Source organism: Streptosporangium sp. NPDC004631, assembly GCF_053601935.1.
In genome coordinates, this window is the sequence record NZ_JBSGCR010000018.1 from 38,004 (window position 1) to 61,656 (window position 23,653).

The window sequence follows — 23,653 nt, forward strand, 5'->3', positions numbered from 1 at the left end:
CGCACGCGGTTGCAATAGCCTGGTATGTCGTGAGCAACAACCTCGATTCCTGGCGGCGGCTGCCCGCGGCGCAGCAGCCCGAATGGCCCGACCGTGATGAGCTGGACAGGGTGGTCACCGAACTGGCGGGGCTGCCGCCCCTCGTGTTCGCCGGGGAGTGTGACAACCTCAAGGCCGAGCTCGCGGCCGTGACGCGGGGCGAAGCCTTCGTGCTGCAGGGCGGCGACTGCGCCGAGACGTTCTCCGGGGCCACCGCGGACTGCGTGCGCAACAAGCTGAAGACGCTGCTGCAGATGGCGATCGTGCTCACCTACGCGGCGAAGGTGCCGGTCGTGAAGATCGGCCGGATAGCCGGGCAGTTCGCCAAGCCGCGGTCCAAGGGGACCGAGATCCGCGACGGCGTGGAGCTCCCCGCCTACCGGGGCGACATGGTCAACGGCTTCGACTTCACCCCCTCCTCCCGCAGGCCCGACCCCGGGCGGCTGCTGCGCGCCTACCACTCCTCGGCGGTGACGCTGAACCTGATCCGCGCGTTCACCAAGGGCGGCTACGCCGATCTGCGCCAGGTGCACGCCTGGAACCAGGACTTCGTGAGCGAGTCGCCGGCCGGCAAGCGCTACGAGCGGCTCGCCAGGGAGATCGACCAGGCGCTGGCGTTCATGCGCGCGTGCGGGGCCGAGCCGGAGGAGTTCCACAGCGTGGAGTTCTACTCCTCGCACGAGGCGCTGATCCTCGACTACGACCAGGCGCTCACCAGGATCGACTCCCGGACCGGCCGGCCGTACGACGTGTCGGCGCACATGGTCTGGATCGGCGAGCGCACCCGCCAGCTGGACAGCGCGCACGTGGAGTTCTTCTCCCGCATCAGCAACCCGATCGGGGTGAAGCTCGGCCCCACCACCACGGCCGAGGAGGCCCTCGCCCTGGTCGAGAAGCTGAACCCGGACAACGAGCCCGGCCGCCTGACCTTCATCACCCGGATGGGCGCGTCGAAGATCCGCGAGCACCTGCCCGCGCTGGTGGAGAAGGTCACCGCGGACGGCGCGCAGGTGGCCTGGATCTGCGACCCGATGCACGGCAACACCTTCGAGGCGCCCAGCGGCCACAAGACCCGCCGCCTGGACGACGTGCTGGACGAGGTGGCGGGCTTCTTCGAGGTGCACCGCGCCCTGGGCACCCACCCCGGCGGTGTCCACATCGAGTTCACCGGTGACGACGTCACCGAGTGCGTGGGCGGCGGCACCGAGATCGTCGAGGACGATCTGGCGCTGCGCTACGAGACGGCCTGTGACCCGCGTCTCAACCGGAGCCAGTCGCTGGACATGGCCTTCCGGGTGGCGGAGCTCTACCGCTCGGCCTGACCCCCGGGAGCCCACGCGCGAAAGCCCCGCGGCCGGTGACACGGCGCGGGGCTTTTCGCATCCGGACGTCAGTTGTTCTGGGCGCCCAGTTCGCTCGCCAGCTCGGCACGGATCGCGTCCATGTCGAGCGCGCGGACCTGACCGATCAGGTCCTCCAGAGCGGGCGCGGGCAGCGCTCCGGGCTGGGCGAAGACCACGATGCCGTCGCGGATCGCCATGATCGTGGGGATCGAGGTGATCTCGAAGCCCTGGGCCAGCCCCTGCTCGGCCTCGGTGTCGATCTTGCCGAACGTGATGTCGGCGTGCTTCTCCGACGACTTCTCGAAAATCGGCCCGAACGTACGGCACGGTCCGCACCAGGCTGCCCAGAAGTCCAGCAGGACGATCCCGTCGTCGGCGATTTCGTTGAAGTTCTTCTCGGTTACCTCAATGGTCGCCACCGGTGGCTCCTCTTTGTCGTCACGTCTGTCTGGCTGCATAACCACTTCCCGACGGGGGACATTCCACCCGTCCACCCGGGAAACGCGCCGGAGCCGGTGACGGCGGTCGCCCGCCGCCATCGGCCCTCGGCCCGATCCAACCTATGCCCGATCACGGATCCGGACCCCGTTTCGGCCATTGTTCCGGTCGCCGTTCCGGCGTTCCGGTCACTGTGCCGACGGTTACCCCGACGGCCGTTCCAGCGCCCCGGTCACCGGCCCCGCCGCCGGTCCCGCCGCCGGTCCGGTCTCCGGCGCGCCCGCCTGGCCGGTCCGCGCCCGCGGGTACCTCTACCGCCCGCCGGGCAGGGTGAGACCGACGACCACGGGGTCGTGATCGGAGGCGCGGAAGGCGTCGGGCCGGTAGAGGTCCGGCGGGTTGTACTCGGTGTTGTAGTCGAGGATCCGGCTCTCGTCGGAGTTGATGTGCAGGATCGTGGCGCCGGTCACCCGCCTGAGCAGGTCCCGGCCGGCCAGGGCGTGGTCCAGTTCGCCGCTGCGGCCGTCGTAGACGTAGCTGTAGCGCAGCGGCGCCGGGACGAACCGCTTGGTGAGGCTGGTCAGGCCGCCGGCCTCCAGCGTGTCGATCGGGTCCTCCTCGCCGTAGGCGTTGAGGTCTCCCAGCACCAGCGGGCTGGGAAGTCTCAGGTTCTCGACCAGGTCCAGCGTCGCCTTCGCCTGGCGGACGCGCTCGCCGTTGTAACAGCTCTGCCCGTCGCCCCGGTCGGCGTCGGGGCCGGTGGCCCCGGCGTCGCAGCCCTTCGACTTGAAGTGGTTGACCACCAGCGTGAACGGCTCGCCGCCCTGGATCCGGCGGAAGGTCTGGATCAGCGGTGGCCGCCGGAAGACCGGGTCTGCCGACGACCGGGCGGGGCCGACGAGCCCGAGCCTGGCGGGCTTGTAGATCACAGCCACGTGGATCAGGTCCGTGCCGGGGCGGGGATGGGTCAGGGCCGCGTAGGTGCCGGCGCCGACCTCGGCGTTGAGCGCGTCGACGAGGGCCTGGACCGCGGTCTGACCGTTGTTCTGGACCTCCATCAGGCCGACCGCGTCGGCGTTCACGCCCTTCAGCGCGGCGACCAGCTTGGCCAGCTGCCGCCGTTGCTCCTCGGCGGTGCTCGCACCGCGCGAGCCCAGGGTGGTGAACCAGTTGAGGGTGTTGAAGCCGGCCACCCTGACGTTGCCGCGCACCCGGAACGGCGCGGGCGGACGCGGGTTGGTCCGCAGGAGGCGGATCGGCTTGGTCGGCTGGAGCCGATACCTGCCGAAGCCGTACCCCAGCACGCCGGTGACGCCGAGCGCGGTGTCGCCCAGCCGGACGGTGCGCGGGTGGGTGTGGGGGATCCCCGGCGGGTTCTCCACGGTGGAGCCGTCGTCCACGAGCAGGCTGCGGCGCTCGTTCGCGGCGGCGTCCACCCCCGGCCGGTCGGTCGCCTGGAACAGCCGGCCCTCGGAGGAGACGGTGATCTCGCCGTAGCGGCCCAGGTTGTAGTGGTCGCTGACGGTGAGCCGCTCGGGAAAGGTGACGAGCATGCTCTCGACGGGCTCGAAGGTCACTCCCTCCGCGCGCGGCAGGCTCCGCCTGGAGGACCTGACGGTGCCCGTGCCGCAGACGTCCACGGCGGTGACCGGTGACAGTTCGGTCAGGCCGTTGAACTCCACGACCTTGCCGGTGACGACTACCCGGTCGCCGGGCCCGACGTCCTTGACCGAGCTCCGGGCGAAGGCGAACAGACCCTCCGAGGTGGCCGGGTCGGCGTCCGGGGTCGGGTCCTGCAGGAAGAAGCCGCCCAGCCGGCCGGTCTCCTGGAGGTCGGCGGTCACGACGCCCTCGACACGGACGGTCTGCCCGGCCAGCGGGCTGGTGTCCCCGCTCCCCTGTACCTGGGCGATCTGATGGGTGGCCGGGATCTCACACGGCTGCACGGCCGGGGCCGGGACGGGGGTGGGGGCGGGTCCCCCGGTGGAGGTGGATTCGATGACGGCGGTCCCCGGCTCCGCCAGGACGGGTGCCGAGGTGAGGACCACGAGGCCGGTGGAGGCGACGCCGAGGGCCGCGAGGACGGCGAACGGGCGGGATAAAGCACGCATGACCCGGAGCGTAGAGCCGGATTGATCTGCCCACACTTACTTAAAAGTGCATAGAAGGTTAAATTGGAGAATCTTGGCACTTCATGTCGACCAAAAGGCATCATTTATAGCTTGCCGTGACCTGGAGCTCGTTTTCCCCTTCGTCTGGGGTATCACTGACTCATGAGAAGTCTGGACGTGGGCTGGGTCACCTGCGCCGCCTCCCCCGAATGCGCCGGATCGGCACGGCTCCCCTACGGGCGCTGCCTGGCCCATCTCGACCACCACGAGCTCGACGAGGTCGTCCGCGGCCTCTCCCCCGGCGCCGCGGTCGACCTGCGGGGCACCACCGTGGGCAGGGATCTGCTGGAGCGAATCCTGACCGCCACACACCGCCGCCTGGGCCGGGCCAGGTTCGACCTTGCGGCCTTCCCCGAGGAGGCCAGGTTCGGCGATGTCGTGTTCACCGGGGACGTCTCCTTCGACCAGGCCGGTTTCCGGCGGCTCGCCTCGTTCGTCGGGGCGCGCTTCGCGGGAAACGTCTCCTTCCGCGAGGTCAGGTTCGCCAGGGAGCTGTCACTGCACGGCATCACGGTCGCCGGGCACGCGGCCTTCGACCGGGTGTCCGTGGGCAGGGACGCGCTGTTCAGCGCGGCCAGGTTCGGCAGGACCGCCTCCTTCGAAGGAGCGGACTTCCATGATTTCGCCACCTTCGACGGCACCCGCTTCGACGGCGACGCGACCTTCCGGGGGTGCCGGTTCGGCCGGGCGGTGTCACTGCGGAAGGTGGAGTTCGGCAGGCTGGCCGGCTTCGAGGCGGCCCGGTTCTGGGCGGGCGGCTGTCTGGCCCCCACCGCGGTCGGCCGCCGTCTCAGCCTCACCGGGGCGTGGGCGGGCAACGGCCTCGACCTGATCGCCCGTGACTGCCCGGTGGACCTGCGGCGGATACGGGTGACCGGGCGGCTGGCCGTACGGCTCGACGGCGCGGACGCCGACCTTGAGGGGGCGACGCTGCGCGGCCCGGCCACGGTCGACGGGCGGGGCACCTCCAGGGTGAGCTCGCTGCGCGAGGTGGAGGCCGAGGCCCTGGAGCTGCGCAACGTCGATCTCCGCACCTGCCGGTTCACCGGGATCCGCACCCCCGAGCGGCTCCGGCTGACCCGGTGCGCGTTCGCCACCACCCCGCGCGGCGTGCGGTTCGCGCTGCGCTGGCCACCGCTGCGGTGGTGGACCCGGCGGCGCACCCTGGCCGACGAGCACGCCTGGCGCGGCTGGTCCCGCTCCGAGGCGGAGCCGCCGACCGCGCATCGGCTCGCCGTGCTCTACTCCCGGCTCCGCACCGGGGTGGACGACAAGGACACCGCCGCCGACTTCGCCTTCGGGGCGATGGAGATGCGCCGCGTCACCAGCCGCTCGTCCGGCCGCTGGCTGCTGTCGCTCCACTGGATCCTCAGCGGCTACGGCCTGCGGATGGGCCGGGCTGTGGGATGGTTCACCCTGGTCGCGGCGATCGCGGCGATCGCGGCGGGCGGCCTGCTGATGGGCTCGGCCTCGCACGCCGCACGCCGCCCCGCTCCGCCCCGGGCGTCCTCGCCCCCGATCCAGTTCCTGCCCTGACCCGGGTCGTTCCCGGCCGGCTCGGGGTCCTCTCAGGGTCGATCCCCGATGTGCCGATCCGCCTCGGCTGTGACAATGTGCGGCGAGAGGCCCGCGGGGGGCCACGCGGCGGGAGGCGGGCATGACGGACGCCGGGGTCATCGACGACTACGTGACCGGGCTCCGCCGCGCCCTCAGGGGCCCCAGAGGCCCGAAGCTCGATCTGGTGGCCGAGGCCCGCGACAGCCTGCTCGACGCCGCCGAGGCGCTGGAGCACGGCGGGCTGGACCGGGCCGAGGCCGAGCGTGCCGCGGTCGAGGAGTTCGGCTCGATCGGCGAGATCGCGCCGGACTACCAGGAGGCGCTGTCGGTCTCGGCCGGGCGCAGGCTGGCCGCCCTGCTGTTCGTCAGCGTGCCGCTGACCACGCTGCTGTGGAGCCTGATCTGGCGGGTCTTCCCCACCGGCCCGGCGGCCCACGCGGCCTGGCCCGGCTGGTTCGTGCCGGTCGCCCGCGGCCTGGACATCCTGCAGATGCTCGTCGGCGTGATCGGCGGGGTCGCGCTGCTCGTGCTGGGGCGGGGGTTGCGCAGGATCCGGCGCCCCCGGCTCGTCACCCGGTCGCTGGCCATGCTGGTCTGGGTCACGCTGCCGGTCACGCTCGTGCTGAGCGCGGCGCTGATCTACGGCTCGAAAGGCCCGGCGGGCTTCTCCGGTTATCCGCCGGGTATCGGCGCCGTGCTGGTGAGCTGTGCGTTCTGGTTCCTGCAACTGTACGGGGCGGCCCGGTGCCTGGGCGTCACCCGCCGGCGGCCGGTCCCCGCGTAGCGCGCGGCTCCAGCACCCTGCCGATGGTGCCGGCGAACTCCCGCCAGGCGGAGCGCTCCCCGGCGAGAGCCGTCCGGCCGGAGAGGGTCAGCCGGTAGGTGCGCCGCCTGCGACCCCCCACCGTGGCCCACTCGCTGGCGAGGTATCCCGCCTGCTCCAGCCTGCGCAGCGCCGGGTAGACGGTGCCGGTCGGCACGTTCAGCACACCGTCGCTGCGCGCCTGCAACGCCTCGATGATCGCGTAGCCGTGCAGGGGCTCGTGCTCCAGCACGGAGAGCAGCAGGGCGTCCATATGCCCGCGGAGCGCGTCGGTGTTCATGCCGCCCCTCCCGCCACTCGCCGGGGGAACCCCCGGCCCCCGAGGTCCCGGCCCACGCGGTCGCCACAGCTGTCGGCTCGCTCGTCCACGCCTCCACCCTACCTCCCGTATAGGCACCCTACATGTAGGCTTTCTACATGTAGGGTGCCTATAGGTAGACAGATATGGCAATGGAGGTGAATCCGTGGACGTGCTCGACCTGGCCCGGACGCAGTTCGCGGTGACGGGAAGTCTCCACTTCCTGTTCGTCGCACTGACCCTGGGCCTGGCCCCCCTCGTCGCGATCATGCACACCCGTCACGCCGTGACCGGCAGGCCGGACCACGAGCGGGCGACCCGCTTCTGGGGCCAGATCTACGTGATCAACTACGCGCTCGGCATCCTCACCGGCCTGGTGATGGAGTTCCAGTTCGGCCTGAACTGGAGCGGGCTGTCGCACTACGCCGGGGACGTCTTCGGCGCGCCCCTGGCGATCGAGACACTCGGGGCATTCTTCCTGGAGTCCACCTTCCTGGGATTGTGGATCTTCGGCTGGCACCGGCTGCCCCGATGGCTCCACCTGGCGTGCATCTGGCTGGTGACGCTGACCGCCTACGCCTCCGCGTTCTGGATCATGGTGGCCAACGCGTTCCTGCAGAACCCGGCGGGAGCCGTGGAGCGGGGCGGGCGCCTGGTCCTGACCGATCTCGGCGCGCTGGTCACCAACCCCACGCTGACCATGGCCCTCCCCCACGTGATCGGCGCGAGCCTGTGGATCGGCGGCTTCACAATGATGGGAGCCAGCGCGTACCACCTGTTCAGGCGGGCCGGCGAGTGGGAGTTCTTCGCCGGTTCGCTCCGTCTGGGGGTGGTCGTCGCGTTCGCCGGCTCGCTGGTCGCGGTCGGCTTCGGCTACGCGCAGTTCGGCGTGATCTCCCAGTTCCAGCCGGGCAAGTTCAACGGCTCCCCGCTCGCGGGGGCCGGACTCGGATTCATGATCATGATTGGGCAGCCGCTCCAGCTCGCCCTCATGTTCCTGCTGCTGCCCACCCTGTACTGGCTGCCACGCCTGCGGTGGGCACAGCCGATCCTCATGCTCGTCACGCCGCTGCCGTTCCTGGCCGCGATCCTCGGCTGGCTGGCCCGCGAGGCCGGCCGCCGACCCTGGCTGATCAACGGCAGGCTCACCATCGCCGACGCCCTGTCCCCCGGCCTCACCGCCGGAATGGTCACCGTCTCGTTCATCGGCTTCGCCGGCGTACTCGGCCTGCTGGCGGTCGTCGACTACGTCCTGATCGCCCGGGCCGTCCGGCGTGGACCCGCCGCGGTCGCCCTCGGCGCGGACGATCCCGGCGGAGACTCCGAACGCGCCCACGCGCTCGGCTACTAGGGAGAAGACCGTGGACATCCTCTGGCTCGGCGTGCTCGCGCTGCTGCTGATCGGCTACTTCGCCCTGGAGGGCTTCGACATCGGCCTGGGCATGCTGCTGCCCGTCCTCGGCGGGACCCAGCGCGATCGGGACCGGATCGTCGCCGCGATGGCACCGTTCGTCCTGGCCAACGAGGTGTGGCTGGTGGCCGCCGTCGGCGTGCTGTTCGGCGCCTTTCCCTCGCTTGAGGGCCGGGTGCTGTTCGGCCTCTATCCGGTGGTGGTCGCCCTGCTGGTGTCGTGGATCCTCCGTGACGCCGGCCTGTGGTTCCGCCGCCGCCTCGACGGCCCCGCCTGGCGGGCGGGCTGGGACCGGGTGATCTGCGCCGGCTCGTACGGCCTCACGCTGAGCTGGGGCATGGCCCTGGCCGCGGTCGCCGGCGGCCTGGCGGGGCCGCCGATCGGCCTGCCCGGCCTGGCCTGCGGGGTGGTGGTCGCGGCGGCGTTCGCCTTCCACGGCTGGACCTTCGCCTCCTGGCGGCTCCCCGGGCAGATGACCGGCGCGAGCCGGAGCGGGAGGGCGCTTCTGGTCTCCGCGTGCGCCGCGGCCACGCCGGTCGCGGTGCCGCTGGCCGTACTCGGCCCGGGGCTGCTGGAGCACGCCGCGCCCACCGGGACGCTGAATGTGCTCAGTCTCATAATCATGCCGTTAACGCCGGTCATGGTGGGTGCGCAAGTATGGGTGTGGCGCACGTTCGGTCCCCGGCGTGCCGCTGATCGAGTCTCGTCGTTCTTCTAAGGTTCGCATGCACAAGGATCTTGTACGGCTGGCGTTGGGCGAACGGGCCGTCCGCCGCCACCTGGCGCTCTGCCTGGCCGCCGCGGTCCTGGCCGGGCTGCTCGTCCTGGTGCAGGCGGAAGTGCTGGCCGGGGTGCTGTCGGGACGGTTCGCGACCTCGGCGCTGGCTCTCCTGGCGTTGGTCGTCGCCGTCCGGGCCGCGCTCGGCCTGGTGCAGGGCGTGGCGGCCGGGCACACCAGTACCGGAGTGAAGTCGGCGCTCCGCCGCCGGCTGCTGTCACGGCTGCAGGAGCTCGGCCCGGCCAGACCGGCCTCGCGTCGCTCCGGAGAGCTGGTGACGCTGACCGGACGGGGCCTGGACGCGCTCGACCCCTATCTGTCGGGGTACCTTCCCGCGGCGGCCGTGGCGGCCGTGGTGCCGATCGCGGTGCTCGTCCGGCTGTTCGTCGCCGACCTGGCCAGCGCGGTGATCGTGCTCGTCACGCTGCCGCTCATCCCGATCTTCGGGGCGCTGGTCGGCATGCACACCAAGGTGGTCACCGAGCGGCAGTGGCGGGCCCTGTCGCGGCTTGGCGGGCACTTCCTGGACGTGATCCGGGGCCTGCCCACGCTGCGCGCCTTCGGCCGGGCGCGATACCAGGCCGAGGTGATCCGCAAGGTGGCCGACGCCCACCGGAGCGCCACGATGCGCACGCTGCGGGTGGCCTTCCTGTCGTCGCTGGTGCTGGAGCTGGCAGCGTCGCTGTCCCTGGCGCTGGTCGCCGTGCCGGTGGGGCTGAGGCTGCTGTCCGGTTCGCTGGAACTGCCCACCGCGCTGCTGGTGCTGCTGCTCGCGCCGGAGGCGTACCTGCCGCTGCGCAACATGGGCAACAGGTTCCACGCGGCGATGGAGGGGGTCGCCGCGGCCGACGAGACCTTCGCCGTACTGGACGAGGAGGCCGCGCCGACTGGAAGGACCGTGCCAAACGAGGAGACCGTGCCGGTTGGAAGGACCGTGCCGGCGGGGAAGGCCGTATCGGACAGGAGGACGGGGCTCCCGGCACGGGACGGGGAACCACGGGGCCGCGCGCCGGAGATCCGGCTGGAGAACGTCACCGTGCGCTATCCCGGCCGGTCGGAGGCGGCGCTGGAGGACGTCTCGCTGGTGATCTCGCCCGGTGAGCGGGTCGCGCTGGTCGGGGAGAGCGGCGCGGGCAAGAGCACCCTGCTCCACCTGCTGCTCGGCTTCGTCACCCCCGTCACGGGGCGGGTCCTGATCGACGGCGTCGAGCTCGTCGCCGGCACCGCCTGGCGCGAGCGGCTGGCGTTCGTGCCGCAGCGGCCACACCTGTTCGCCACCTCGGTGGCCGACAACATCCGCCTCGGCTCCCCCGGCGCGACGATCGACGAGGTGCGGGCCGCGGCACGGGCCTCGCACGCCGACGAGTTCGTCACGGGGCTGCCGGACGGCTACGAGACGGTGCTCGGCGAGCGCGGGGCGAACCTGTCGGCCGGCCAGCGGCAGCGGGTCGCGCTCGCCCGTGCCTTCTGCCGTCCCTCGGCCGACCTGCTGCTTCTCGACGAGCCGACCGCCCGGCTCGACGGCCGGAGCGAGGGCGTGATCGTGACCGCGACCCGTCGCCTCGCCGAGGGGCGCACCGCCGTGATCGTGGCCCACCGGCCCGCGATGATCGACCTGGCCGACCGGGTGATCCGGATAACCGACGGCCGCGTGATGCCCGCCACGCTGATCGGAGGGTCCCGATGAGGCGCATGAGAGGACGGCTGGCCCTGGCCGCGGCGGCGGGGGCCGCCGCCGAGCTGGCCGGGCTCGGCCTGATCGGGTCGGCGGCGTGGCTGATCACCAGGGCCGCCGAACAGCCGGAGCTGGCCGCCCTGAGCGTGGCGATCGTCGGGGTCAGGGCCTTCGCCACGAGTAAGGGCGTCCTGCGATACGGCGAACGCCTGGCCGGGCACGACGTCGCCCTGCGAGCCCAGGCGACGACCAGGGAACGGCTGTACCGTGCGCTCATCCCCGCCGGGCCGCCGAACCATCGGGGAGCCGACCTGCTCAGCCGGATGGTGGACGACACCGAGGCGGTACAGGACCTGCTGGTGCGCTGCCTGCTGCCGGCGGCCGCGGCCCTGGTGACCGGGGCGGCCGCGGTCGTGCTCGGGCTGTTCCTGCTGCCCGCGGCGGCGCTGGTGCTACTGGCCGGGCTGGTGGTGGCCGGGGTGCTGATCCCGGCGGGGACCGCAGGCGCCGCCCGGCGCTGGTCGGCGCGGATCGCGCCCGCTCGGGCGGACCAGGCGGCCAGGGTCGCGGACCTGGTGCACGGCGCCGCCGACCTGGCGGCCTACGGGGCCGGCGGCCGGGCACTGGCGGCCTGCGCCGAGGCCGACGCCCGGCTGGCGGCGCTGGAACGCCGCCAGGCGCGGGCGAACGCGACGGCCACCGGGCTGGGCGCGCTCGTCCAGGGGCTGACGGTGCTGGCGATCGTGCTGGTCGCCTCGGGCTCCGGGGCGGGCCGGGTCGCCACGACGGTGCTCGCGCTGACCGCGCTGGTGTCGTTCGAGCCGGTGCTGCCGATGGCCGCGGCCGGAGAGCGGCTGACCGGGGTGCTCACCGCCCTCCGCCGTCTGCGGGAGGTCCGCGCCACCCCGCCCGCCGTGACCGAGCCCGCCACCCCCGCCTCCCTGCCCGAGGGGCCGCCGACCGTCGAGATCGACAACCTGGTGGTCCGGCACGGTCCGGGCCGTCCCGCGGCGCTCGACGGCGTCAGCCTGACCCTCACCCCCGGCCGGCGCGTCGCCCTGGTCGGCCCCAGCGGCGCGGGCAAGAGCACCCTGCTGTCGGCGCTGATGCGCCTGGTGGAACCGGAGTCCGGAACGGTCCGGCTGAACGGGGTGGAGATCGGGGAGCTGTCCTCGGACGACACCCGGCGGGTGATGACGGGGCTCACCCAGGACCCGTACGTGTTTCAGGCGTCGCTCCGGGACAATCTGCGGCTCGCCGGACCGGAGGCGGACGAGGAGGAGCTGGCGGAGGCCGTACGGCGGGCCAGGCTGGAGCGGTGGGTGGAGCGGATCGGCTGGGACACGGTCCTCGGCGAGGACGGGCGGACGGTGTCCGGAGGGCAGTTGCAGCGGCTGGCCCTGGCGCGGGCGCTGCTGAACGACCCTCCGGTGCTGCTGCTGGACGAGCCCGCCGAGTCCCTGGACGAGGAGACCGCGGACGCTCTCATGGCGGACCTGCTGGACGCGACCCACGGGCACACGACGCTGCTGGTCACACACCGCCTGCGCGGCCTGGAGAAGGTGGACGAGATCGTCGTCCTGGAGAACGGCGCGGTGGCGCAGCGGGGCACCCACCGGGAGCTGGTGCGCGTCCCTGGCTACTACCGCGACCTGTGGCGCTCGGAGGCCCTGACCGCCGGCCGCTGAGAGCCGGACGGCTCCGGCACCGCGCCTCTGGCGCCGAGGAGGTGGACACGTCGCCGGCTCAGGGGCGATCACCGGCGGCGTGTCCGGATGCGCGGGACTACTGGCCGACCTTCTCGGCGAGGGTCACGGTGACCGTCTGGGACTGACCGTCGCGGACGTAGACGAGGGTGACCTTCTCTCCCGGCTTGAAGCCGCGGATCGCGCCGACCACGGTGGCGCCGTCGTCCACCCGGGTCTCGTTGATCTTGGTGATCAGGTCGCCCTGCCTGATGCCCGCCTGGGCCGCGGGGCTGCCCTCGGTGACCTGGCTGACCAGGGCGCCGCCCGCGTCGCCGGTGGCGTCGGCGAGGTTCACCCCCAGGAAGGCGTGGGTGACCTTGCCCGTCTCGATGAGCTGCTTGGCGACCTGCTTGGCGGTGTTGATGGGGATGGCGAAGCCGACCCCGATGTTGCCCTCACCGCCGTTGGTGGCGATGGCGCTGTTGATGCCGATCACCTCTCCCGAGGCGTTGACCAGGGCGCCGCCCGAGTTGCCCGGGTTGATCGCCGCGTCGGTCTGGATGGCCCCGCCGATGGTGGTGGGCGCGCTGCCGCCCTGCGGCATGCCGCCGCCCCAGCCTGGGGGCAACTGCTGTCGCTGCTGGCCGCCGACGGTCAGGGTGCGGTTCAGCGCGCTGACGATCCCGGCGGTGACCGAGCCCGACAGGCCGAGCGGGCTGCCGATGGCGAGCACGGAGTCTCCCACCTTGAGCCTGTCGCTGTCGCCGATCGTGGCCTTGGTGAGCCCGGAGACGTCGCTCGCCCGGATGACCGCCAGGTCGGTGGCCGGGTCGGTGCCGACCACCTTCGCGGTGGCCGTCTTGCCGTCGCTGAACTTGACGGTCACCTGACCGCCCTGCCCACCGGCCTCCACCACGTGGTTGTTGGTCAGGATCAGGCCGTCCGCCGACAGCAGCACACCCGACCCCTCGCCGCCCCCGTTGGGGGTCTTGATCTGGATGGACACCACCGAGGGCTGGACGGCCCTGGCGACGTCGGCCACCGTGGTCAGGTTGCCGACGGGGCTGGCGATCGGGCCCTCCGAGGAGACCACCGTGCCGCCACCGCCGAACGCGGTCGCGGTGAAGGCCCCCGCCACTCCACCGCCGACGGCCATCGCGGCCATCGCCAGGCCCACGCCCAGCTTCTGCCGGGCGCTCAGACCGTGCCGGACCGGCACCGCGGACGGTTCCGGCACCGGATGTGTCAGCGTCGGCTGTGCCCCGGCGGGGTCGCCTGTGGCGTAGCCGCCGGCACGCGGCGGCACCCTGCCGAACTGGCTCCAGCCTTCGCTTCCACGGGTCGCCTCAGCCGGGGTGCCGTCCTGCTCATTCTTGTTCGGGTCCATGTCTTCCCCCAACGTCCTACATCCGCCCGTGGACTGCCGGAGCGGCGACCGGTGCTTCCGGTACACCAAGACGATGCCCGAAGGCGTATAAGAGCAGCTTAAGAGGATGATCGATGTGTGCCCGATCCCCTGACAGGGGCTTTATCAACCGTGGTCAGCCCCGGTTTGCCGGCTCGGAAACCGGCCCGCCCGTCCTCCTGACCCGCGACCGAGCCGCGGGTCAGAGGTCCACGTCCTGGGAGGCGATGACGGGGCCGCCGGGAGACTGCCCGGCCGGGGTCACCACGACCCGTCTGCCCGGCTCCTCGTAGCCGTGTTCCGTCAGCCAGAGCAGGATGTACGGCCCCAGCTGGCTGAGGGTGATCGGGCAGTCCGGCGAGAAGAGGTCCGTGCCGGTCGTCTCCCCGGCGTCCTTCTCGACGATCGACAGGGTGTAGGTGGTCATGGCGGCCCCCGCGCTGTAGTCGTTTCCCCCCGGGGCGTGCTCCGCCCCGCTGCGGTCGTTCCCCCGGAGGCCATACCCCGTCGCGCGGACGGCCCCACCCCGGCGGGAAGTGCCGGGGTCAGGGGGTGGGCGGGTGGTACTCCTCGCGCAGGAGCCGCTTGTAGAGCTTTCCGGTGGCGTGACGGGGGAGGTCGGGGCGGAAGTCAACCGACTTCGGGCACTTGTAGGCGGCGAGCCGGGAACGGCAGTACTCGATCAACTCGGCCTCCAGCGCCGGGCCAGCCAGCTCCATGGAGACCGGCTGGACGACCGCTTTGACCTGCTCGCCCATCTCCTCGTCGGGGACGCCGAAGACCGCCGCGTCCGTCACCTTCGGGTGGACCGCCAGGACGTTCTCGGCCTCCTGCGGGTAGACGTTCACCCCTCCGGAGATGATCGTGTACGAGCGGCGGTCGGTGAGGTAGAGGAAGCCCTCCTCGTCGAGGTAGCCGACGTCGCCGAGGGTGGTCCAGCCCCGGCCCCGCGGATCCTGGGCGGCCCGCGTCCTCTCCTCGTCGCCGTGGTAGACGAAGGAGGGGCCGTCGGAGAAATAGACGGTGCCGTGCTCGCGGGGCGGCAACTCCTCGCCCTCCTCGTCACAGACGTGGACCGTGCCGAGCAGCGAGCGGCCGACGGTGCCCCGGTGTTGGAGCCACTCCGCCGAGTCGACGTGGAGGAGCCCGTTCCCCTCGGTCCCCGCGTAGTACTCGTGGACGATCGGCCCCCACCACTCGATCATCCGCTCCTTGACCGGGATCGGGCAGGGTGCCGCGGCGTGGATGGCGCACACCAGTGACGACAGGTCGTGGCGTGCCCTGGTCCGCTCGGGCAGCTTGAGCAGTCTGATGAACATGGTCGGCACCCACTGTGAGTGCGTGACGCCGTACCTCTCGATCAGAGCGAGCGCCTCCTCGGGGTCGAATCTCTCCATCACCACGACCGTCGCGCCCAGCCGCTGGAAGTTCATGCAGTAGCGCAGCGGGGCCGCGTGGTAGAGCGGCGCCGGGGAGAGGTAGACGCTGTCGGCCGACGGCCTGAACAGGAACCGGATGAGCCGCAGCAGCCCTCCCTGCCGCTCCAGCGTCTCCCCGGACAGGGGCGGCTTGACGCCCTTGGGGCGTCCGGTCGTGCCGGAGGAGTAGAGCATGTCCGCGCCCTGGCACTCGTCCGCGACGGGGGTGACCGGCCGGGCCGCCACCGCCTCCTCGTAGGAGCCGAACCCCGGGGCGACGCCGTCCAGCATGAGCCTGAGCTCGACCTTCGGCGTCACCGCGGTGACCGAGGTCGCCACGTCCGCCAGCCCGGCCGAGGAGATGAAGATCCGCGCCTCGCAGTCGTCCAGGATGTAGGCGAGCTCACCGGTCGTCAGCTGCGAGCTGATCGCGGTGTAGTACAGGCCGGACCGGTGCGCGGCCCAGGTGATCACCAGGAACAGCGGGTGGTTCTCCAGCATGAGGGCGATGTGGTCGCCCGGCCGGAGTCCGGCGGCGCGGAACAGGTGGGCGAGCCGGTTGGACTCCTCGTCCAGCTCCCGGTAGGTGACGACCCGCCCGGAACCCGCCATGACCACAGCGGGCCTGTCGGGTGAGACTGCTGCGACGGCTCCCGGATGCATGAGGCCGAACATTACTCGGTTTGACGTTAGGTGAGAAGGGAGGGCGGAAGCCGTGGCTCCGGCGGTGCGCCGCCACGGCTTCCCGGGGTCCCTCCGGAACCGGCCGGTTCCGGCCTCAGGCGGCGGGGACGGCCGCGGGGATGACCGCGCCCTGGTAGGTCCGCTCGATGAACTGCCTCACCTCGGGGCCGGCGAGCAGCTTGGCGAGCTTGGCCACGCGCGGGTCCTGCTCGTGGCCGGCCGCCACCACCAGGCCGTTGGCGTAGGGGTTGCCCTCGGCCTTCTCCAGCACCAGCGCGTTCTCCGCGGGCTTGAGGCCGGCCTCCAGCGCGTAGTTGCCGTTGATGACGGCGGCGTCCACGTCCTCCAGCGAGCGGGGCAGCTGCGCGGCCTCCAGCGGCTGGAACCTCAGCCCCTTGGGGTTGGCGGTCACGTCGCGCTCGGTGGCCGCGGTGCCCGCGCCCTCCTTGAGGGTGACCAGGCCGTTGTCGGCCAGCAGCTTCAGGGCCCGGCCCAGGTTGGTGGCGTCGTTCGGCAGGGCCACGGTGGCGTTCCGCGCCAGCCCGCCGAGGTCGGTGATCTTCTTGGAGTAGAGCCCGAGCGGCTCCAGGTGGACCGGCCGCAGGAAGCTCAGCCTGGTGCCCTTGGAGGCGTTGAAGTCGTCCAGGTAGGGCTTGTGCTGGAAGAAGTTGGCGCCGAGCCGGCCCTCGTCGAGCTGTACGTTCGGCTGGACGTAGTCGGTGAACTCGACGATCTCCAGGTTGAGGCCCTCCTTGGCGGCGAGCCCGTCCTTGACGAACGTCAGGATCTGCGCGTGCGGGACGGGGCTGGCGCCGACCTTGAGCACCTCCGTGGCGGCGCCCTTGCCCGCGGCGCCGGTGTCCGCGCCCGTGGTGGCGGGGGTCTCGGCCGAACCGCAGGCGGTCAGCGCCACGACCAGTGCGGCGACGGCGGACACGATTCCACGTGACGTACGCATGATGCGCTCCTTCTGGGAGGGGAAACCGGGGCCGCGCTCGTGGCGGCCCCTGGGGAGGGAGACGGAAAAGGGGTCAGCGGCGGGCGAGACGCCGGGCGACGGTGTCGCCGAGCACCTGCACGAGCTGGACGACGGCGAACAGCACGACGATGGTGAACACCATGAGCTCGGTCTCGTAACGCTGGTAGCCGTAGCGGATGGCCAGGTCACCGAGGCCGCCGCCGCCGATCGCCCCGGCCATCGCCGAGTAGGCGATCAGCGCGACCACCGTCACGGTGAGCCCGGCGACCAGACCTGGCATCGCCTCGGGCAGCAGGACCTTGCCGACGACCGTCGTACGGCCCGCGCCCATGGCCCGCGCCGCCTGGACCTTGTCCTGGCCGACCTCGCGCAGCGCGGTCTCCACCAGCCGGGCGAAGAACGGCGCGGCGCCGAGGGTCAGCGGTACCACGGTGGCCGCGGTGCCGATGGTAGTACCCACGATCATCCGGGTCAGCGGCATCACCGCGATCATCAAGATGATGAACGGGAGCGACCGGCCGATGTTGACGATCAGCCCGAGCACCCGGTTCAGCGTCCAGGAGGGGAACAGGCCGCCTCGGTCGGTGACGACCAGCGCGATGCCGAGCGGCAGCCCGAGCAGCACGGTGAACAGGGTGGACCAGGCGACCATCAGGACGGTCCGCCCGGTCGACTCCCACAGCAGCGGGACCATCTCGTCCCAGGTCATGCGATCTCCTCCGGGCGTCGTACGGGCCGGGTCCGGGGTGTTCCCGCCGGCCCGTTCACCGGGCCTCCTCCACCAGCAGCCCGCGCCCGGCCAGGTAGGCCAGGGCGGCGGCGCGGCCGTCGCCGGTGAGGCGCAGCCGCAGCCGCCCGGCGGAGACGCCCGCCACCTCCTCCAGTGCCCCGCCGAGGATGTTGACGTCCACGTCGAACCCGCGGACCACCTGCGACACGACCGGCTCGTCGGCCTGGCCGGTGAAGGTGATCGTGACGTTTCCCGGGTCGGGCGCGGGGAGGGGGAACAGCTCCGAGGCGAGCCGGGATCCCGGCCTGGCGATCAGCTCGGGGATGGTGCCGGACTCCTCGATCAGGCCGTCGCGCATGATGGCGACCGAGTCGCAGATCGTCTTGACCACGTTCATCTCGTGGGTGATCAGCAGGATGGTCAGGCCCAGCTCACGGTTGAGGCGTTTGAGCAGGGAGAGGATCGACTGCGTGGTGCCGGGGTCCAGAGCCGAGGTGGCCTCGTCGGACAGCAGCACCGAGGGGTTGCCGGCCAGCGCGCGGGCGATGCCGACCCGCTGCTTCTGCCCGCCGGACAGTCGCGCCGGGTGCACGCGGGCCTTGCCGGCCAGTCCGACCAGCTCCAGCAGCTCGGCGACGCGCCTGGCGCGTTCGGCCCTGCCGATCCCCATGACCTCCAGCGGGAACGCCACGTTGCCGGCGACCGTCCGGGAGGAGAGCAGGGCGAAGTGCTGGTGGATCATCCCGATCCGCTGCCGGGCTCCGCGCAGCTCGGCCTCTCCCAGCGCGGTCAACTCACGGCCGGCCACCGTGACGGTGCCCTCCGTGGGGCGTTCGAGGAGGTTCACGCAGCGCAGCAGCGTGCTCTTGCCGGCGCCGCTCTGCCCGAGCACGCCGAAGATCTCCCCCCGCCGGACGTGGAGGTCGACGCGCTCGACGGCGACCACCTCGCGGTTCCGGTCTCGATAGACCTTCCGCAGGCCTGACACATCAATCACAGCTGTTCCCCACCGTGGACGGATCACCAAAAAGGACTCGTGGCCGGGGAACGGCTAGCGCGTGCCGGGGTCGAAGGGGAGGTGGCTCAGGCGGCGCAGGACGAGGTCGTCCGCGGGGCAGGTCATGGTTTCGGGGCCTTCGGAGAGGAGAACGGGTGGCGGCGGAGTTCAGCGCGTGGAGTGCGTACAGCCTGTGGCTCGTACGCCCGGCATCTCACACATGCGCATACACCTGCCACGACACACGACCCGGCCCTGCGGGGTCGTGCCGAGAAGATGTGCCACGTTCACGTCTGCCTCAACGCGCGGCTCGCTTACCTTAATTCCCGACATTTCACGTGATACCAGTCACATGCGGGGGAAAAGGGGAAAGCTCGGAGAAATCCGAGTCGTCCCCGGAGGCCGGAGCCTCCGGGGACGGGTCAGGCCGCGGCCGGCTCGGCGGCCGTGGCCGGAGTGAGCGCGATCTCCAGGACCTCGCGCACGTCGCTCACCACGTGAACGGTGAGCTCGTCACGGACGGCCTCGGGGACGTCGTCCAGGTCGGGCTCGTTGCGTGCCGGGATCAGCACGGTGGTGATGCCCGCCCGGTGGGCGGCCAGCAGCTTCTGCTTGACCCCGCCGATCGGGAGCACCCGGCCGGTGAGGGAGACCTCGCCGGTCATGGCCACATCGCCCCTGACCGGACGGCCCGACAGCAGCGAGGCCAGGGCCGCGGTCAGGGTGACCCCGGCCGACGGGCCGTCCTTGGGCACCGCCCCCGCGGGGAAGTGGACGTGCACCGAGCGGTCCTTCAGGGAGGCCACCGGCAGCTCCAGCTCCGCGCCCCGCGAGCGCAGGTAGGACAGGGCGATCCTGGCCGACTCCTTCATGACGTCGCCGAGCTGGCCGGTCAGGGTCAAGCCGGTGTCGCCGGTCTCCGGGTCGGCCAGGGACGCCTCGACGTAGAGGACGTCGCCGCCCGCCCCGGTGACCGCGAGACCGGTCGCCACACCCGGCACCGCCGTACGCTGACGGGACTCCGGGAGCGAGGACTCCGGCACGTGGCGCGGACGGCCCAGGTAGGGAACCAGGTCCCCCACCGTCACGGGCAGTCCGGCCTCGCCGAGCGCGACGTTGGCTGTCACCTTGCGCAGGATCCTGGCGATCGAGCGCTCCAGGGACCGGACACCGGCCTCCCGGGTGTACTCGCCGGCCAGCCCGCGCAGGGCGTCCTCGGTGACGGTGACGTCCTCGGCGGTGAGGCCGGCCTTGTCGAGCTGGCGCGGGAGCAGGTGGTCGCGGGCGATCGCCACCTTCTCGTCCTCGGTGTAGCCGTCGAGTGTCACGACCTCCATGCGGTCCAGCAGCGGGCCGGGGATGGCCTCCAGCACATTGGCGGTCGCCAGGAAGAGCACGTCGCTGAGGTCGAGCTCGACCTCCAGGTAGTGGTCGCGGAAGGTGTGGTTCTGCGCCGGGTCGAGCACCTCCAGCAGCGCGGCGGTCGGGTCGCCCCGGTAGTCGGAGCCCACCTTGTCCACCTCGTCCAGCAGCACGACCGGGTTCATCGAGCCGGCCTCGCGGATCGCGCGGACGATCCGCCCCGACTGGGCGCCGACGTAGGTGCGGCGGTGACCGCGGATCTCGGCCTCGTCGCGGACGCCGCCGAGGGCGACACGGACGAACCTGCGGCCCATCGCGCGGGCGACGGACTCGCCGAGGGAGGTCTTGCCGACTCCGGGAGGGCCCGCCAGCGCGAGCACGGCGCCGCTGCGCCGTCCGCCGACCACGCCGAGCCCCCTCTCGGCCCTGCGCCCGCGGACGGCGAGATATTCGATGACGCGGTCCTTGACGTCGTCGAGGCCGGTGTGGTCGGCGTCGAGGACGGCGCGGGCCGCGGTGATGTCGTAGGAGTCCTCGGTCCGCTCGTTCCACGGAATGTCGAGGACGGTGTCGAGCCAGGTGCGGATCCAGCCGGTCTCGGGAGACTGCTCGGAGGTCCGCTCCAGCTTGTCGACCTCCTTGAGCGCGGCCTCGCGCACCTTGCCCGGCAGGTCGGCCGCCTCGACGCGGGCCCGGTAGTCCTCCTCCTCGGTCTCCGGGGAGGAGCCGTTGAGCTCGGCCAGCTCCTTACGGACCGCGGCGAGCTGCTGTCGGAGCAGGAACTCGCGCTGCTGCCTCTCCATGCCCTCCTGAACGTCCTTGCGGATCGTCTCGGCCACGTCGAGCTCGGCCAGGTGCTCGCGCGACCACTCGACCAGCATCGAAAGCCGGTCGGCGGGGTCGGCGGTCTGCAGAATCTCGACCTTGCGCCGGGTGGTCAGCCAGGGGGCGTAGCCGGAGTTGTCGGCGAGGACCGACGGGTCGTTCATCTGGTTGACCGCGTCGACGACCTGCCAGGCGCCCCGCTTCTGCAGGATGGTGGTGGCCAGCGCCTTGTACTCCTTGGCCAGTTCCTCGGCGCGGGGCCCCACCTTGACGGTGTCGATCAGGGTGGCCTGGACCCACAGGGCCGCACCGGGGCCCGTCGTGCCCGCGCCCACCCGGACCCGGCCGACGCCGCGCACCACGGCGGCGGGCTCGCCGCCGGGCAGCCTGCCGACCTGCTCGACCACGGCCTTGACCCCCACGGAACCGTACCTGCCGTCGATGCGGGGGACGAGCAGCACCTCCGGCTTGTTCTCGGCGAGTGCCCGAGCCGCGTCGATCGCAGCCCGGACCTCGTTCTCGGACAGGTCCAGCGGGACGACCATGCCCGGGAGCACGACCTCGTCGTCGAGCGGCAGGACCGGGAGGACCAAACTCTCACTCATCTGCACTCCAGGGGTTGAGTTATACAGACTCAATTAATGGGAGCGCAGGATTGTTCCCGACGTTGAGCGTGTTCGCTGTGAGCGATGGTAATGGTGTAATTTTCCCGCCGGGAGGGCGTGCCGGGTTCCCTCGGCCCGGCCTCCGGGCCGCCGGTGCGGCCACCGCCCCGCCCCGGCCCCCGATCACGCGGGCGCCGTCACGGGCCACGCCGGGCCGTCGACGACACCGTCGGCCGGTCGGCCCGGCCGGGGTGTTTTAATGACAGGGTGTCGTCATCGACTTGACGAGGGTTCCCGCTCTTTGTGACACTGTGTCATGAAAAGCCCTTCTGACGCGGAGTGATCATGAGCGAGTCGCCCTTCTCTGAAGTACTCAGAAACGCCACCTGGAGCGACCACGAGTCCGCCGAGGACGAGGGCTACCTCAAAGCCCTGATGGCGGGCCGGCTCAGCCGCGAGGCCTACGGCGAGCTGGTGGCCCAGCACTACTTCGCCTACGTCGCTCTCGACAACGCCTCCCGCGCGCTCGCCGACGACCCCGTCGCCGGGCCGTTCGTCTTTCCCGTGCTCTACCGCGAGGAGGCGCTGATCCGTGACCTGGAGACGATCTACGGCGCCGACTGGAGGTCCAGGATCGAGCCTTCCAGGCCGACCAGGACGCTGGTCGCCAGGATCGAGCAGGTCGCCGACTGGCCGGGCGGCCACATCGCCCACCACTACACCCGCTACATGGGCGACCTGTCCGGCGGGCAGTTCATCCGGATGGAGCTGCAGAAGATCTACGGCTACCAGCCGGGCGGCGGCGTCGACTTCTACCTCTTCGACGAGGTCGGCAGCCTGCCCCGCTTCAAGAACGACTACCGCGCCCGCCTCGACGCGCTCCCGGTGGACGAGGCGGAGAAGCAGCGGATCATCGGCGAGACCAGGCTCGCCTACCAGCTCAACACCGAGGTCCTCGCCGACCTCGGCCGGGTGGCGCGGGCCGAGCTCGTCGCCTGACCCGCGGCCCGACCTGCCGCACGCATGGCGAACGCTCCGGTACGGCATGCCGTACCGGAGCGTTTCACACCCGGGACGCGGCGCCGCGGGGCACGGCACCGGAGAGCGCGGACGCGGCGCGAGGCCGTACGGCGGGGCGGGAGGACGGCCCCGGAAACCCCGGAGGACCGTCCCCGAGGACCCGGCGGGAACGGCCCGGTCGCACCACCGGCACTGTGCGACCATGGGAGCATGCCCCGGATTTCGGCCGCGACCATCGGCGAGCACCGCGCCCAGACCCAGGACCGGATCCTGCAGGCCGTCTCGCGCCTCTCGCGCGACCAGGGCATCGACACCATCTCGATGACGGACGTGGCGCTTGAGGCCGGGATCACCCGGACCGTTCTCTACAACTACTTCCCCGACAAGGCCGCGCTGCTGCTGGCCTTCACCGAGCGGGTGACGCACTACTTCATCGAGAGCTACGAGCGTGAGCTGCACGGGCAGGCCTCCCCCGTCGAGCGACTGCGGGTGTTCGTCAGGCTCCAGCTGGCCGGGCTGCTCGCCCACCCCCATCCCGGCCCCGCCGACCTGTCGGCGGCCCTGGGCCCCGACGCCTACCAGCGACTGGCCGACCACGTCGCGCCGATGCAGCGCATCCTGACCGGCATCATCGACAGCGGCGTGGCCTCGGGCGACTTCCAGGCTCCCGATGTGACCGCCACCGCCCGGATCATCCTCGCCGTCATCGGCGCCGAACGGGTGCCGCTGCTCAGCGGCACGGTGACGCCCGAGGAGGCCGAGACGATCGTCTGCGGGTTCGTCCTGCGCGGGCTGGGCGCCTGAACCGCCCCACACGGGCCTCCCGGATCACCGGCGTCACCACGAGGGATCGGCGTCACCGTGGGTGCCGGGCTCGCCCCATGTCCGGCGGGCGGCCTCTCACCCGCCGGGGCGCAAGGCCGTCAACGATGAACCTCAACGGAAGAGGGCGAACCGGACGCGCGGCGCGGTGATCGCCCGGTCCCGGTCCGCCGGGAGGAACGGTCCGCCGGGAGGAAAAAATGTCGGCGGCGGCCGATAGCTTTCGATCACCCCCGATTCGAGGAGCCTACGAGATGTACCGCCAGGGAGACATCCTGATCGTGCCCGTCCGCGAGGAGACCGTGCCCGCCTCGGCGCTGACCTCGCCGTCCGTACCGCGTGACGCCCACGGCCGCCTGGTGCTGGCCCTGGGCGAGGCCACCGGCCACGCCCACGCGGTGGTCGGCTCGGGCACTCTGGTCCGCGGCCTGCGCCCGATGGACCCCGACTTCCTCCACGTCCCCGCCGGCGGGCGCGTCGTCCACGAGGAGCACGCCGCGATCTCCCTGCCCAAGGGCTGGTACCGCGTGCAGCGCCAGCGCGAATACATCCCCGGCGCCTTCCGCGTCGTCGCCGACTGACTTT

20 protein-coding genes are annotated in these 23,653 nt (G+C 71.8%); 10 read left to right on the forward strand and 10 right to left on the reverse strand.

Annotated features, from left to right (window positions below):
• Positions 1 to 29 precede the first annotated feature (29 nt).
• A complete protein-coding gene (locus tag ACWEF2_RS19260; RefSeq protein WP_453816922.1) occupies positions 30 to 1,361 on the forward strand; it encodes a class II 3-deoxy-7-phosphoheptulonate synthase in 1,332 nt (443 codons plus the stop codon).
• A gap of 68 nt (positions 1,362 to 1,429) precedes the next feature.
• Here the strand turns inward: ACWEF2_RS19260 and ACWEF2_RS19265 are convergent, their stop codons facing one another.
• Together ACWEF2_RS19265 and ACWEF2_RS19270 are read right to left on the reverse strand one after the other, a co-directional pair.
• Positions 1,430 to 1,801: a thioredoxin family protein gene (locus ACWEF2_RS19265; RefSeq protein WP_453816924.1), complete on the reverse strand. Its 372-nt coding sequence runs from the start codon at positions 1,799 to 1,801 to the stop codon at positions 1,430 to 1,432.
• Positions 1,802 to 2,131: 330 nt separating this feature from the next.
• Positions 2,132 to 3,931, reverse strand: coding sequence for an ExeM/NucH family extracellular endonuclease (locus ACWEF2_RS19270; RefSeq protein WP_453816926.1), 1,800 nt, complete (start codon positions 3,929 to 3,931; stop codon positions 2,132 to 2,134).
• 162 nt (positions 3,932 to 4,093) lie between these two features.
• Between ACWEF2_RS19270 and ACWEF2_RS19275 the strand changes: the two genes are divergently transcribed.
• Both ACWEF2_RS19275 and ACWEF2_RS19280 read left to right on the forward strand, forming a co-directional pair.
• A complete protein-coding gene (locus tag ACWEF2_RS19275) occupies positions 4,094 to 5,527 on the forward strand; it encodes a pentapeptide repeat-containing protein (RefSeq protein ID WP_453816928.1) in 1,434 nt (477 codons plus the stop codon).
• 121 nt (positions 5,528 to 5,648) lie between these two features.
• Positions 5,649 to 6,332, forward strand: coding sequence for a permease prefix domain 1-containing protein (locus ACWEF2_RS19280; protein WP_453816930.1), 684 nt, complete (start codon positions 5,649 to 5,651; stop codon positions 6,330 to 6,332).
• On the opposite strand, the gene ACWEF2_RS19285 is transcribed toward ACWEF2_RS19280, so the two are convergent.
• On the reverse strand, positions 6,304 to 6,651 hold the full coding sequence (locus ACWEF2_RS19285; RefSeq protein ID WP_453816932.1) for a helix-turn-helix transcriptional regulator: 348 nt from the start codon (positions 6,649 to 6,651) through the stop codon (positions 6,304 to 6,306). The genes ACWEF2_RS19280 and ACWEF2_RS19285 overlap by 29 nt on opposite strands.
• A 184-nt stretch (positions 6,652 to 6,835) precedes the next feature.
• On the opposite strand from ACWEF2_RS19285, the gene ACWEF2_RS19290 reads away from it, so the two are divergent.
• The 4 genes from ACWEF2_RS19290 to cydC are packed head-to-tail and all read left to right on the forward strand — an operon-like array spanning position 6,836 to position 12,221.
• Positions 6,836 to 8,020 (forward strand): cytochrome ubiquinol oxidase subunit I, encoded by a 1,185-nt coding sequence (locus ACWEF2_RS19290; RefSeq protein WP_453816934.1) that lies wholly within the window; start codon positions 6,836 to 6,838, stop codon positions 8,018 to 8,020.
• Between the two features lie 10 nt (positions 8,021 to 8,030).
• Complete coding sequence (locus tag ACWEF2_RS19295) at positions 8,031 to 8,798, forward strand: cytochrome d ubiquinol oxidase subunit II (protein ID WP_453816936.1); 768 nt, start codon at positions 8,031 to 8,033, stop codon at positions 8,796 to 8,798.
• A gap of 7 nt (positions 8,799 to 8,805) precedes the next feature.
• Positions 8,806 to 10,545, forward strand: a complete 1,740-nt coding sequence (gene cydD / locus ACWEF2_RS19300) for a thiol reductant ABC exporter subunit CydD (protein WP_453816937.1) — start codon at positions 8,806 to 8,808, stop codon at positions 10,543 to 10,545.
• A complete protein-coding gene (gene cydC / locus ACWEF2_RS19305; RefSeq protein WP_453816939.1) occupies positions 10,542 to 12,221 on the forward strand; it encodes a thiol reductant ABC exporter subunit CydC in 1,680 nt (559 codons plus the stop codon). The genes cydD and cydC overlap by 4 nt, the downstream gene beginning before the upstream one ends.
• Before the next feature lie 97 nt (positions 12,222 to 12,318).
• Here cydC and ACWEF2_RS19310 read toward each other — a convergent pair whose 3' ends face one another.
• The 7 genes from ACWEF2_RS19310 to lon form a co-directional block, all read right to left on the reverse strand.
• Positions 12,319 to 13,608 carry a S1C family serine protease gene (locus tag ACWEF2_RS19310; RefSeq protein ID WP_453816941.1) on the reverse strand — a complete coding sequence of 430 codons (1,290 nt, stop codon included), beginning with the start codon at positions 13,606 to 13,608 and terminating at the stop codon, positions 12,319 to 12,321.
• 220 nt (positions 13,609 to 13,828) lie between these two features.
• On the reverse strand, positions 13,829 to 14,053 hold the full coding sequence (locus ACWEF2_RS19315) for a hypothetical protein (RefSeq protein WP_355597201.1): 225 nt from the start codon (positions 14,051 to 14,053) through the stop codon (positions 13,829 to 13,831).
• Positions 14,054 to 14,171: 118 nt separating this feature from the next.
• Positions 14,172 to 15,707, reverse strand: a complete 1,536-nt coding sequence (locus tag ACWEF2_RS19320) for an acyl-CoA synthetase (RefSeq protein WP_453816944.1) — start codon at positions 15,705 to 15,707, stop codon at positions 14,172 to 14,174.
• 115 nt (positions 15,708 to 15,822) lie between these two features.
• Positions 15,823 to 16,686 (reverse strand): MetQ/NlpA family ABC transporter substrate-binding protein, encoded by an 864-nt coding sequence (locus ACWEF2_RS19325; RefSeq protein ID WP_453816946.1) that lies wholly within the window; start codon positions 16,684 to 16,686, stop codon positions 15,823 to 15,825.
• Positions 16,687 to 16,759: 73 nt separating this feature from the next.
• A complete protein-coding gene (locus ACWEF2_RS19330; protein ID WP_453816948.1) occupies positions 16,760 to 17,416 on the reverse strand; it encodes a methionine ABC transporter permease in 657 nt (218 codons plus the stop codon).
• 55 nt (positions 17,417 to 17,471) lie between these two features.
• On the reverse strand, positions 17,472 to 18,434 hold the full coding sequence (locus tag ACWEF2_RS19335) for a methionine ABC transporter ATP-binding protein (protein ID WP_453816950.1): 963 nt from the start codon (positions 18,432 to 18,434) through the stop codon (positions 17,472 to 17,474).
• A gap of 422 nt (positions 18,435 to 18,856) precedes the next feature.
• A complete protein-coding gene (gene lon / locus ACWEF2_RS19340; RefSeq protein ID WP_453816952.1) occupies positions 18,857 to 21,226 on the reverse strand; it encodes an endopeptidase La in 2,370 nt (789 codons plus the stop codon).
• Between the two features lie 345 nt (positions 21,227 to 21,571).
• On the opposite strand from lon, the gene ACWEF2_RS19345 reads away from it, so the two are divergent.
• From ACWEF2_RS19345 to ACWEF2_RS19355, 3 genes are all read left to right on the forward strand, one after another.
• Positions 21,572 to 22,225 (forward strand): biliverdin-producing heme oxygenase, encoded by a 654-nt coding sequence (locus tag ACWEF2_RS19345; protein ID WP_355597189.1) that lies wholly within the window; start codon positions 21,572 to 21,574, stop codon positions 22,223 to 22,225.
• 231 nt (positions 22,226 to 22,456) lie between these two features.
• Positions 22,457 to 23,050, forward strand: a complete 594-nt coding sequence (locus ACWEF2_RS19350; protein ID WP_355597187.1) for a TetR/AcrR family transcriptional regulator — start codon at positions 22,457 to 22,459, stop codon at positions 23,048 to 23,050.
• Between the two features lie 272 nt (positions 23,051 to 23,322).
• On the forward strand, positions 23,323 to 23,649 hold the full coding sequence (locus tag ACWEF2_RS19355; protein ID WP_453816955.1) for a hypothetical protein: 327 nt from the start codon (positions 23,323 to 23,325) through the stop codon (positions 23,647 to 23,649).
• Positions 23,650 to 23,653: the final 4 nt, after the last annotated feature.